The 12,083-nt window shown below is 71.9% G+C and carries 9 protein-coding genes and 2 pseudogenes; 9 read left to right on the top strand and 2 right to left on the bottom strand.

Annotated features, from left to right (window positions below):
- Positions 1 to 26: 26 nt before the first annotated feature.
- Positions 27 to 896: a LysR substrate-binding domain-containing protein gene (locus CQ393_RS06925; RefSeq protein WP_153190824.1), complete on the bottom strand. Its 870-nt coding sequence runs from the start codon at positions 894 to 896 to the stop codon at positions 27 to 29.
- Between the two features lie 173 nt (positions 897 to 1,069).
- On the opposite strand from CQ393_RS06925, the pseudogene bla reads away from it, so the two are divergent.
- From bla to CQ393_RS06905, 4 genes and pseudogenes are all read left to right on the top strand, one after another.
- Positions 1,070 to 1,958 (top strand): annotated as a pseudogene (gene bla / locus CQ393_RS06920) (class A beta-lactamase).
- A gap of 106 nt (positions 1,959 to 2,064) precedes the next feature.
- Positions 2,065 to 3,300 (top strand): cation:proton antiporter, encoded by a 1,236-nt coding sequence (locus CQ393_RS06915; RefSeq protein WP_153190823.1) that lies wholly within the window; start codon positions 2,065 to 2,067, stop codon positions 3,298 to 3,300.
- Positions 3,301 to 3,375: 75 nt separating this feature from the next.
- Entirely contained in the window at positions 3,376 to 6,105 is a 2,730-nt protein-coding gene (locus tag CQ393_RS06910) for a tetratricopeptide repeat protein (protein ID WP_153190822.1), read from the top strand.
- A 103-nt stretch (positions 6,106 to 6,208) separates the two neighbouring features.
- Positions 6,209 to 6,796, top strand: a complete 588-nt coding sequence (locus CQ393_RS06905; protein WP_228114336.1) for a hypothetical protein — start codon at positions 6,209 to 6,211, stop codon at positions 6,794 to 6,796.
- Between the two features lie 35 nt (positions 6,797 to 6,831).
- Here the strand turns inward: CQ393_RS06905 and CQ393_RS06900 are convergent, their stop codons facing one another.
- A complete protein-coding gene (locus tag CQ393_RS06900) occupies positions 6,832 to 7,782 on the bottom strand; it encodes a DUF3011 domain-containing protein (protein ID WP_153190820.1) in 951 nt (316 codons plus the stop codon).
- Positions 7,783 to 7,942: 160 nt separating this feature from the next.
- Here CQ393_RS06900 and aspS point away from each other — a divergent pair, with 160 nt between their 5' ends.
- The 5 genes and pseudogenes from aspS to CQ393_RS18040 form a co-directional block, all read left to right on the top strand.
- Positions 7,943 to 9,694, top strand: coding sequence for an aspartate--tRNA ligase (gene aspS, locus CQ393_RS06895; protein WP_153190819.1), 1,752 nt, complete (start codon positions 7,943 to 7,945; stop codon positions 9,692 to 9,694).
- Between the two features lie 98 nt (positions 9,695 to 9,792).
- Positions 9,793 to 10,302 (top strand): GNAT family N-acetyltransferase, encoded by a 510-nt coding sequence (locus CQ393_RS06890; RefSeq protein WP_153190818.1) that lies wholly within the window; start codon positions 9,793 to 9,795, stop codon positions 10,300 to 10,302.
- 130 nt (positions 10,303 to 10,432) lie between these two features.
- Positions 10,433 to 11,065, top strand: coding sequence for an alpha/beta fold hydrolase (locus CQ393_RS06885; RefSeq protein ID WP_153190817.1), 633 nt, complete (start codon positions 10,433 to 10,435; stop codon positions 11,063 to 11,065).
- 66 nt (positions 11,066 to 11,131) lie between these two features.
- The gene (locus CQ393_RS06880) at positions 11,132 to 11,863 is read left to right on the top strand and encodes a YebC/PmpR family DNA-binding transcriptional regulator (protein ID WP_153190816.1); all 732 of its coding nucleotides are present in this window, start codon (positions 11,132 to 11,134) and stop codon (positions 11,861 to 11,863) included.
- A gap of 75 nt (positions 11,864 to 11,938) precedes the next feature.
- A pseudogene (locus tag CQ393_RS18040) lies at positions 11,939 to 12,083 on the top strand (crossover junction endodeoxyribonuclease RuvC); the annotation flags it as partial.

The following is a 12,083-nucleotide window of genomic DNA, read 5'->3' as shown; positions in this document are numbered from 1 at the left end:
GCTGAAGCCGCTCCTACGACAAACGCCTACGACGCGCCCTGCGCCTGCAGCCACAGGCGGAAGCGCCGCAGCGGCTCGCGCTCGTGGCGCGAGCGCAGCCGCGCGAGCCAGTAGCGGCCCAGCGTCAGGGTCTGCGGGAAGGGCTGCAGCAGGCGGCCATCGGCCAGGTCCTGCTCGAACATGCGCAGCGGCAGCAGCGCCACGCCGGCGCCCGCGGCGGCGGCGCTGGCCAGCGCCAGCGAGGAGTCGAACACCGGGCCGCGCGCCTCCACGCCGGCCACGCCGGCGGCCCGCAGCCAGCGCGGCCATTCGTCGTTGCGGTAGGAACGCAGCAGCGGCACGCCGGCCAGGTCGCGCGGCTGGCGCAGGCGCCGCGCCAGCGCCGGCGCGCACACCGGCGCGAACGGCGCCTCGACGATCGGCGTGCATTCCTGCCCCTGCCAGTCGCCGTCGCCGAAGCGGATTGCCAGGTCCAGGCCCTCGCCGGCCAGGTCGATGCGGTTGTTGTGGGTCTGCAGGCGCAGCTCGATGTCCGGGTGCGCGGCCTCGAAATCGGCCAGCCGCGGCAGCAGCCAGCCGGTGGCGAAGGTGCCGACCACGCCCACCGTCAGCACCTCGCGCAGGCGCCCGCCGGTGAAACGGTCCAGGGCGATGGCGATGCGGTCGAAGGCCTCGGTGAGTACCGGGTGCAGCGCCGCGCCCTCGTCGGTGAGCGCCACGCCGCGCGGCAGCCGGTGGAACAGCGCGACCTGCAGGCGGTCCTCCAGCGTGCGGATCTGGTGGCTCAGCGCGGCCTGGCTGACGCACAGCTCCAGCGCCGCGCGGGTGAAGTTGAGGTGGCGCGCGGCCGCCTCGAAGGCGCGCAGGGCGTTGAGCGGGAGCTGGGGGCGGATCATGCCTGAGCCATGACGACAGGTGATGGGTGGCGCCATTATTCCTGCATGGAACGGCGGAAGCGTGGGCTTTGCTGCCAATAAATCTAATGGCTGCCGATGGTTTTTCGTGCTGGTGGCGTGCGGCCGCGGCTTCCAATAATCGGCGCCATCCAACGCCCAAGGAGAGCTTCCGCATGATCGCCCGTCGCCAGTTCCTCGCCTTCGGTGGCGCCGCCCTTGCCGGCGTCGTCGCCGTGCCCGCGCTGGCCCACGCGGCCGCCACGGCGGCTCCTGTCCCCGCGGCCGGCGATTTCGCCGCGCTGGAGGCCGGAAGCGGCGGGCGGCTGGGCGTGTGCCTGTGGCATCCGGCCAGCGGCGCGCGTTTCGGCCACCGCATGGACGAGCGTTTCCCGATGTGCAGCACCTTCAAGTTCCTGCTTGCCGCCGCGGTGCTGCACCGTGCCGGGCAGGGCCGGCTGTCGCTGGACCGGCGCGTGCCGGTGCGTGAGTCGGACATGCTCGGCAACTCCCCGGTCCGTGCGCCATGCCGGCAAGGACCTGACGGTGCGCGACCTGTGCCGGGCGACGCTGGTCACCAGCGACAACGCCGCGGCCAACCTGCTGTTGCCGCTGGTCGGCGAACCGGCCGGGCTGACCGCCTTCCTGCGCGCGCAGGGCGATGCGGTCACCGTCGCCGCGCGCTACGAGCCGGAGGCCAACCGCTTCGCGCCGGACGACCCGCGCGACACCACCAGCCCGGCGGCGATGGCCGGCAACCTGCAGCGTTTCGTGCTCGGCGATGCGCTGGACGAGGCCTCGCGCCGGCAACTGGCCGACTGGCTGATCGACAACCAGACCGGCGACGCGCGGCTGCGCGCCGGTCTGCCCCAAGGCTGGCGGGTAGGCGACAAGACCGGCAGCAACGGCCGCGACACCACCAACGACATCGCCGTGCTGTGGCCCGGACGCGGCGGCCCGCCGTGGGTGCTTACCAGCTACCTGCAGGGTTCGACGCTGGACGAGGACGGCCGCAACGGCATCCTGCGCCGGGTCGGGGAACTGGCCGCCGCGCACCTGCGCTGAGCCGTGGCGGCGCCGGCATGGCCGGGCGATGCGCCGGCATCCGGCGGTGCGTCAGCGGAAGGCGCGCGTGTACCCTGTGCGCCTCGTCGGAACGGAACCCGGGCGCATGAGCCGCGAACTGGTCTACCTGTCGTTGATCTTCGCGCTGCTGGTGATCCCGCGCGCGCTGCAGCGCTTCTGTCTGCCGGCGCCGCTGACCTGTCTGGCGTTCGGCATCGGCGCCATGCTGTGGCTGGGCGACGGCGCGCACGACCCGGTGGTGGGGCTGCTGGCCACGCTGGGCATTTCCTCGTTGTTCCTGTTCGCCGGGCTCGAGGTGGACCTGCAGGACCTGCGGCGCGGCATGTGGCCGCTGCTGGTGCACCTGCTGATCCGCAGCCTGACCCTGGCCGGCGTGGCCTGGCTGGGCTGGCGCTACGGCGACCTGCAATGGCAGGCCGCGGGGTTGCTGGCGCTGGCGCTGCTCACGCCGTCGACCGGTTTCATCATGGATTCGCTCGCGCGCCTGGGCCTGGACGAAGCCGAGCGGTTCTGGGTGAGCAGCAAGGCCATCGCCGGCGAGCTGCTGGCGCTGGCGGCGCTGTTCGTGGTGCTGCAGGCCGGCGATCCCGGGCACATGGCGCTGTCCAGCCTGGCCCTGCTGGCGATGATGGTGGGCCTGCCGCTGCTGTTCGTCGGGCTCGGCCGCTGGGTGGCGCCGCACGCGCCGGGCTCGGAGTTCTCGCTGCTGGTGATGGTCGGCCTGCTCGCGGCCTACATCACCTATTCGCTGGGCGTGTACTACCTGGTGGGCGCGTTCATCGCCGGCCTGGTCGCGCGCCTGCTGCAGCAGCGCATGCCGCTGCTGGCCTCGCACGAGAACCTGCACGCGCTGCGCCTGTTCGCCTCGTTCTTCGTGCCGTTCTACTTCTTCAACGCCGGCACCAAGGTGCCCGGCGACGCGCTCAGCCTGCAGGCGCTGGGACTGGGGCTGGTGATCACCCTGGTGGTGCTGCCGCTGCGGGTGGCGGTGGTCTGGCTGCAGCGGCGGGTGCTGTTCGGCGAGAGTTTCCAGTCCAGCCTGCGGGTGTCGCTGGCGCTTTCGCCGACCCTGATCTTCACCCTGGTGCTGGCCGCCATCATGCGCGAACGCTTCGACGCGCCGGCGGTGCTGTACGGCGCGCTGCTGCTGTACGCGGCGTTGAACACGCTGCTGCCGTCGCTGGTGTTCCGCGCGCCGCTGGACGTGGATCCGCTGCGCAACGAGGCGGCGCAGGAAGCGGCGGTGGCGCAGGAAACGGCCACGGCGCCGTCGCCGGACGCATCGCCGGCGATCGACGCCGCCCGTCCGCCTTCCGGCTAGGCCGCGCGGGGCGGCTATCATCCGCGCCCGGGAAGCCGTCCGGCCGTGGGCGGCGCATCGACACGGGGCAGGTGGGTGGACAGCGACAACTGGCAGCGCGTGCGCGAACTCTTCGATGCGGTCTGCGACCTGCATCCGTCGCAGTGGCGGACCGAACTGGCGCGCCTGAGCGCCGATCCGCAGGTCGTGGCCGAGACGCTGGAACTGCTGCAGGCGCAGACCGCCGACCTGTCGCGCGCGCGGCCGCCGCTGCGGGAACTGCTGGATGCCGGCGTGCGCGCGGAGCTGGCCGAAGGCGAGCGGCTGGGGCCCTGGCGGCTGTGCGAACGCCTGGCCAGCGGCGGCATGGGCGTGGTGTTCCGCGCCGAGCGCGCCGACGGGCTGTACGCGCAGGAGGTGGCGATCAAGGTGCTGCACGCCGCGCCCGATCCGCGCATCGCCGAGCGGCTGGCCGCCGAACGGCGCATCCTCGCCGGCCTGCAGCATCCGAACATCGCGCGCCTCTACGACGGCGGCACCACCGCCGGCGGCCAGCCCTACCTGGTGATGGAGTACGTGCGCGGCGAGGCGCTGGATGCGTACTGCCGGAAGCGGCGCCTGGACCTGGGCCAGCGGCTGGCCCTGTTCCTGGAGGTGTGCGCGGCGGTGCAGGCCGCGCATGCGCGGCTGGTGCTGCATTGCGACCTCAAGCCGGCCAACATCCTGGTGCGCGCCGACGGCGGGCCGGTGCTGCTGGATTTCGGCATCGCGCGGTTGATGGGCAACGACGGCAGCCAGGGACGCGTGCAGTTCTTCACTCCCGGCTATGCCGCGCCCGAACTGCGCGCCGGCGAACCCGCCGGCATGGCCAGCGACGTCTACAGCCTGGGCGTGGTCCTGGCCGGCCTGCTGTGCGCGCAGGATGCCGCGCACGGGCTGGCCACGGGACAGGCGCCGGCGGCGCCCAGCCAGCTGGCGGACGCGCGCTGCGCCTGGCGCGGCGCACTGCGCGGCGACCTCGACGCGATCGTGATGCGGGCGGTGGCCGCGTCGGCGCAGGCGCGCTATCCCTCGGTCGAGGCGCTGGCGGCCGACGTGCGCCGCTACCTGCAGCACCGGCCGGTCGCCGCGCGCGGTGGCGGCGGTTTCTATCGCGGCCGGCGCTGGTTGCGGCGCAACTGGAAGGGCGCCGCCGCGCTGGCCGGCGTCGTGCTGCTGGCCGGTGTTTTCGTCTGGCGGCTGGCCGATGCCCGCGCCGAGGCCGAACGGCAGGCGCAGGTCGCCGAACAGGTGAGCGCGTTCCTGGTGTCGATGTTCGAGGCGGCAGACCCGCGCGAAAAGGGCGCGCGCGCCGGCGTGGACATCACCGCGCGCGAAGTGCTCGACCGCGCCGCGGCGCGGGTGGATGCCGACCTGGAGGCTTCGCCCGAGGTGCAGGCCCGGCTCAAGGGCGTGATCGGCCTGGCCTACCGCAACATGGGCGACCTGGTGCGCGCCAATCCGATGATGCGCGCGTCGGCCGAGGCGCTGGCCGCGCGCGGCGGCGCCAGGAACATCGACGAGGCCGCGCGCCAGTTCAACCTGCTGGCCGGCAGCCATGCCAACAACCGCAACGGCCGCGAAGGCGAAGCGCTGGCCCGGCGCGCGCTGGCACTGCTGGGCCGACAGCCGGCGGACAGTTTCCGGGTCGCGCAGTCCTACAACTCGCTCGGGCTGTCGCTGCTGTCCGAGCAGCGCTACGACGAAGCGGAACGGGCCTTCCGACAGGCGCTGCAGCGGCACGAGCTTGGCAAACGCGACCAGTTCATCGGCGTGACCCTGGACAACCTGGGCATGATGTACCGGCGCAAGGGCGAGCTGGCCAACGCTGCGGCAATGTTCGAGCGTTCCACGCCGATCTTCCTGCGCATGTTCGGGCCGATGTCCTACGACTACTGGGCCAGCCACAGCGAACGCAGCCTGGTGCTGCTCGACCAGGGGCGGCTGGACGAGGCCATCGCCGCGTTCGAGGCCAACCTGGCCCGCGCGCCGCGCATCTTCGGCGAGCGCAGCGTGTACTACATCAGCGAGAACAACCGCCTGGCCGGCGCGCTGATCCGCAAGGGTGACTACCTGCGGGCCGAAGAGCACGTGCGCACCGCGCTGCGCCTGTCCGCCGCGGTGATGGGCCAGGACAGCTTCAACTACTCCCTGATGCTGGAAACGGCGGCGCAGCTGGCCGAGGCCCGCGACGACCTGCCCGCCGCCGAAGCCGCCTGGCGCAGGGCGCTGACGGTGCGCCGCGCGGCCATCGGCGGCGACCATCCCGACACCCTGGATCTGGAACTGCAGCTGGGGTTGTTCCTGGCCCGGCAGGGACGCGGCGAAGGCGACGCGCTGGTGCGGCGCGCGCACCAGGCATGGTCGCCGCGCATCCCGGCCAGCAGCGCCAACGGGCTGCGCCTGCGCCAGGGGTGGGCCGAGTGGCTGCTGCGGAACGGCCGCCTGCCTGAAGCCGATACCGCGCTGGCGGCGTTGCGCGCCGATGCCGCGGCGGCCAGTCCGGACACCGCGCTTCGCCAGCAGACGCTGCAAGCAATGCTGCTGCAGCGCCGGGGCGAGGGCGAAGCGGCGGTCGCGGCGTGGCGCGAGGTGGTGGCCGCCAGCACGCGCCTGCTGGGCGCGCAGTCGGCCTGGACGGCGCGCTCGCAGGTTGCGCTGGCCGATACCCTGGTCGCCGCCGGGCAGCGCGGCGAAAGTGAAACCGCGCAGGCGCTGCCGGTGCTCAGGGCGCAGCTGGCCGCCGGCAGCCCGCTGCTGCGCCGCCTGGAACAGGCGCGCCGATGAGCCTGTACCGCTTGTCCGGGCCCGGGGCAGCGGCTAGGGTCGGGGCATGAAACGTTTCCTGCTCGCAGGTCTCCTGCCGCTGTTCCTCGTTCCGCCGACATCGATGGCGGCCCCGGTTTCCCGCAGCGCCGACGAGACTGGCGCCGCCGCCTTCCTGGCCGCGCTGGCGCAGCACTGCGGACAGGCCTTCGCCGGCCGCGTGGTGGCCAACCGGCCGGCCAGCGCCGCGCCCGATCCGTTCGAGGGCAAGGCGCTGGTGATGCACGTGCGCGGCTGCGAGGCGCCGGAGCAGGAGCTGCGCGTGCCGTTCCATGTCGGCGAGGACCGCTCGCGGACATGGGTGCTGACCCGCATCGGCGACCGCCTGCGCCTGAAGCACGATCACCGCCATGCCGACGGCAGCCCGGATGCGGTCACGCTCTACGGCGGCGACACGCGCGAGGCCGGCACCGCGCTGCGCCAGGAATTCCCGGTGGATGCCGAATCCGTTGCGATGTTCGAGCGCGCTGGCCTGGCCGGATCGGTGCGCAATGTCTGGGCGATGGAAGTGGAGCCGGGCAGGCGTTTCCTCTACGAACTGGCGCGCCCGGACGGCCGCCTGTTCCAGGTCGAGTTCGACCTGGCACGCCCGGTCGACGCGCCGCCACCGCCATGGGGCGCGGACATGCCCGCCACGGAAAAGGGCGCCTGACCGGCGCCCTTCCGTTTGCCGCGGGACAGCGGTTTTCAGCGGACGCCGAAGCGCGCGCGGCAGCCGCCGTTCACCCACAGGCTGTTGCCGTTGTAGCCCCAGTTGCGGCCTTCCACGCACTGGGTCTTGGACAGCTGCTGGATCAGCACCGGCCGGCCCTGGCGGCGTTCCCAGGCGCACGAGCGCATGCGGTTGTCGTCGCTGCTGCATTCGATGCTGTAGTTGGAACCGCCCCAGTTGCCGCCGTTGCCGCCGCCCCAGCCGCCGCCGCGGCCCTCGGCGAACTCGGCGCGACAGCCGTCGCTCACCCACACCGCGCCGTTGCTGCTGCCCCAGTTGCGGCCCTCCACGCACTGCGACTTGGACAGCTGCCGCACCAAGGTGGCGCGCCGCCAGTCGGTGCGGCACACGCGCTGGCGGTTGTCGTTGCTCTCGCAGCGGATGGTCTGGCCGTCGCCGGCGTTGCCGCCGTTCCAGCCGCCGCGGCCTTCGGCGAACTCGGCGCGGCAGCCGTTGTTGACCCACACCGCGCCGTTGTTGCTGCCCCAGTTGCGGCCCTCGATGCACTGGGTATTGGACAGCTGGCGCACCAGCACGGCGCCGCGCCAGCCGGTGTTGCACACGCGCTGGCGGTTGTCGTTGCTTTCGCAGCGCAGGGTGCCGCCGTTGCCGTTGCCGCCGCCGTTGCTCCAGCCGCCGCGGCCGGGACCGAAATCGGCGCGGCAGCCGTTGCCGACCCACACCGTGCCGTCGCGGCTGCCCCAGTTCTGGCCTTCCACGCAGCGGGTGCTGGACAGCTGGCGCACGATGATGGCGTCGCGCCAGCCGGTATTGCAGACCTGCTGGCGGTTGTTGACGCTCTCGCAGCGCACTGCGGCCACCGTGCCCGGGCCGTTGCCATAGGGCGACTGCGCGGCGGCATCGGTGGCGAGGAAGGCGCCCGGCAGGAGGGCGGAAAGTCCGGCGAGCAGAAGCGGGCGGTTCATGGCGGCGTCCCTGTTCAGGTTTGGATGGAGCGAACTATAGGGAGAGTCCGGCTTAAGCGGGCGTGACTGCGGACGGATTTGCCCCGTTCGCCGGGCGGCCGCAGAATAGCCGGCTCGCCGGCGTCCTCCCGTGCCGGTATTGCCCCTGCGGAGCCCCTCCATGCGTACCCACTTCTGCGGCCTGGTCGACGAGACCCTGATCGGCCAAACCGTGACCCTTGCCGGCTGGACCGACGTCGCCCGCAACCAGGGCGGCGTCTGCTTCATCGATCTTCGCGATCATGAAGGCATCGTGCAGGTGACGGTGGAGATCGACAACGCCGAGGTGTTCGCCGTGGCCGCCTCGCTGGGCTACGAGGACGTGCTGCAGGTCGAAGGCGTCGTGCGCGCCCGCCACGCGGTCAACGACAAGATGCGCACCGGCAGGGTGGAAGTGATCGCCAGCCGCATCACCGTGCTCAACAAGGCCGCGCCGCTGCCGTTCCACGCCCACGAGAACCCGGGCGAGGACACCCGCCTGAAGTACCGCTACCTGGACCTGCGCCGCCCGGAGATGCAGCGCATGCAGCGCACCCGCATCAAGCTGGTGCAGGCGTTGCGCCGCCACCTGGACGCGCGCGGCTTCCAGGACATCGAGACCCCGATCCTGACCAAGGCCACCCCGGAAGGCGCGCGCGACTTCCTGGTGCCGGCGCGCATGCACCCGGGCGAGTTCTACGCCCTGCCGCAGAGCCCGCAGCTGTTCAAGCAGATCCTGATGGTGGCCGGCTTCGACCGCTACTACCAGATCGCCCGCTGCTTCCGCGACGAGGCGCTGCGCGCCGACCGCCAGCTGGAATTCACCCAGCTGGACATGGAGTTCGCCTTCGTGCGCGAGCGCGACGTGCAGGATTTCGTCGAGGACATGATCCGCTCGATCTTCCGGGAAGTGGTGGACGTCGAACTCGACCCGCAGTTCCCGCGCATGACCTGGGCCGAGGCGATGCGCCGCTACGGTTCGGACAAGCCGGACCTGCGCATCGCGCTGGAACTGGTGGACGTGGCCGAACTGGTCAAGGACAGCGAGTTCGCCGTGTTCACCGGCCCGGCCAATGACGCCGACGGCCGCGTCGCCGCGCTGCGCATCCCGGGCGGCGCCACCCTGTCGCGCAAGCAGATCGACGAGTACGCCGCGCACGCCGCCAAGTACGGCGCCAAGGGCCTGGCCTACATCAAGATCGCCGACAACGGCGAAGTCAGCTCGCCGATCCAGAAGTTCTTCAGCGAGGCCTCCTTCGCAGCCCTGGTCGCCCACGTCGGCGCCGGCAACGGCGACATCGTGTTCTTCGGCGCCGGCGGCTACAACAAGGTGTCCGATTTCATGGGCGCGCTGCGCCTGAAGGCCGGCAGGGACTTCGGCCTGGTCGCCGAGGGCTGGCGCCCGCTGTGGGTCACCGACTTCCCGATGTTCGAATGGGACGAGGAAGAGCAGCGCTACGTGGCCCTGCACCATCCCTTCACCGCACCGGCGGTGGACGACGTGGCCGACCTGCGCGCCAACGCCAGGACAGCGGTATCGCGCGGCTACGACATGGTGCTCAACGGCAACGAGATCGGCGGCGGTTCGATCCGCATCCACCGCCCGGAAATGCAGAGCGCGGTGTTCGAGCTGCTCGGCATCGGCGCCGAGGAGGCGCGCGCGAAGTTCGGCTTCCTGCTCGACGCGCTGAACTACGGCGCGCCGCCGCACGGCGGCATCGCCTTCGGCATCGACCGCATCGCCGCGCTGATGGCCGGCACCGAGTCGATCCGCGACGTGATCCCGTTCCCGAAGACCACCGGCGCGCAGTGCCTGATGACCGACGCGCCGTCGCCGATCGCCGACGCGCAGCTGGCCGAAGTGCACGTGCAGGTCCGCCCGAAGGCGCAGTAAGCCGCCGCGTCGCCGGCCTTGAGCCAGGAACTGGAGGAAGCCACGGGCTTTCGCCGGTTCCTGGTTTTTTACGTTTCCATGCCCCGGAATTCCCGCCGATGACCATCCGCCGCGCCACCCCCGACGATGCCGCGCTGTTGTGCGCGCTGGCCGAACGCACCTTCGTGGAGACCTTCGGCCACCTGTACCCGCCGCAGGACCTGGCCGACTACCTGGCTGGCGCCTATCCGCCGGACCAGCAGCGCCGGCAGCTGGAATCGGGCGACTACGCCGCATGGCTGCTGGAGGTGGAGGGCGAGGCGGTCGGCTTCGCCTTCGCCGGCCCCTGCGGCCTGCCGCATGCCGAGGTCCGTCCGGGCGACGGCGAACTGAAACGCCTGTACGTGCTGCGCGGCCACCAGAACGGCGGCTGGGGCGGCAGGCTGTTCGCGCAGGCCGAGCGGTGGCTGCTGGACGCCGGCCCGCGCACCCTGTGGATCGGCGTCTGGTCGGAGAACCCGGGCGCGCAGCGCTTCTATGCGCGGCACGGCTTCGACCGGGTCGGCGAATACGAGTTTCCGGTCGGCCGTACGCGCGACCGCGAATTCATCCTGCGCCGCCGGCCCTGAGGCCGCGGTACCTTCCTGCAAGCGGTACGGCGAGGCAGCGGCGGAACCGCGTCGCTTCACCCGCCGTTGCGGAACATTCGGCTTCAATCCCGGCATGATCGAGGCGCCGCTCCGGCGCAGGATGGAAGGCATGACGCATCGCGTGCTGCTGCTGCATGGCATCTGGAACGCCCGCGCCTGGGTCGGGCCGCTGGCGTGGCGCCTGCGCGCGCGCGGTTTCCAGGTCAGCGCCTTCGGTTATCCCAGCGTGTTCGGCGGCCCCGACGTGGCGGTGCCGTCGCTGATCGAGCGCCTGCGCGGGCGGGGCAGGGTGTCGCTGGTCGGGCACAGCCTGGGCGGGCTGGTGGCACTGGAGGCGCTGCGGCAGGAACCGGGGCTGGACGTGCCGCGGGTGGTCTGCCTGGGCTCGCCGCTGTGCGGCAGCGAGACCGCGCGGACGCTGGCCGGGCACGGCTGGTCGGCGGCGCTGGGACGCAGCGGCGGCCTGCTGCTGCATGGCCTGCCGGAATGGCATGGGCGGGCGGAAGTGGGGCTCGTGGCCGGCAGCGTGCCGCACGGTCTGGGCGCGCTGATGGGAGCCCTGCACGGCGACTCCGACGGCACCGTGGCGTTGGCCGAAACCCGCCTGCCGGGCCTGGCCGACCACTGCGTGGTGCCGGTCAGCCACAGCGGGCTGGTGCTGTCGCCGGAGGTGGCCGTCCTGACCGCCGCGTTCCTGCGCGACGGGCGCTTCGGCGCAGGGGCCGCGCAGCGGGCCGCATGACGGGCCGCGGTGCGGGGATCGGGTAGAATCCGCCCCCTGTTCCCGACAGATGTACGGTAGATCCCCATGGGTAGAGGTCCTTCCATCGAAGCCCGCAAGAACGCGTCCGACGCGAAGCGCGGCAAGATTTTCACCAAGATCATCCGCGAGATCGGCGTGGCCGCCCGCGGCGGTGGAGGCGACCCCAACAACAACCCGCGGCTGCGCGTGGCGATGGACAAGGGCCTGGCCGCGAACATGTCCAAGGACGTGATCGAGCGCGCCATCAAGAAGGCCACCGGCGAGCTGGAAGGCGTCGAGTACGAGGAGATCCGCTACGAAGGCTACGCGCCGGGCGGCGTGGCGGTCATCGTCGACTGCCTGACCGACAACCGCGTGCGCACCGTGGCCGACGTGCGCCACGCCTTTTCCAAGTGCGGCGGCAACATGGGCACCGAAGGCTCGGTGGCCTTCATGTTCAAGCGGCTGGGCGTGCTCAGCTACGCGCCGGGCGCCGACGAGGAGAAGATCACCGAAGCGGCCATCGAGGCCGGCGCCGACGACATCGTGGTGTACCCGGACGACGCTTCCATCGACGTCATCACCGCCCCGGAGAATTTTTCCTCGGTGAAGGACGCGATGGACGCCGCCGGCCTGGCCGCCGGCCACGCCGAGATCACCTTCCGCGCCGAGAACGACATCGCCGTCGCCGGCGACACGGCGCTGCAGGTGAAGAAGCTGCTGGACATGCTCGAGGACCTGGACGACGTGCAGGACGTGTACTCCAACGTCGACCAGGCCGGGCTGGAGCAGGCCTGACGGCGCGCCCGCGTCCCGTCCTGTGAGACGGCGGCCGCCGATCATGGCCGCCGTTCCTTCCCGGCCGCCACGGCAATGACCCGCATCCTCGGCATCGACCCCGGCTCGCAGCGCACCGGCATCGGCATCATCGAGATCGATGCCGGCGGGCGCGCCCAGCAGCACCAGCGGCTGGTGCACGGCGTGCACGCGCTGATCGACGAGTACCAGCCGCAGGAAG

Source organism: Stenotrophomonas sp. MYb238, from assembly GCF_009496535.1.
In the GTDB taxonomy this organism is placed as follows: Bacteria; Pseudomonadota; Gammaproteobacteria; order Xanthomonadales; family Xanthomonadaceae; genus Stenotrophomonas.
The sequence above is the reverse complement of the archived record's forward strand: the minus strand, read 5'-3'. Positions and strand labels throughout refer to the sequence as shown.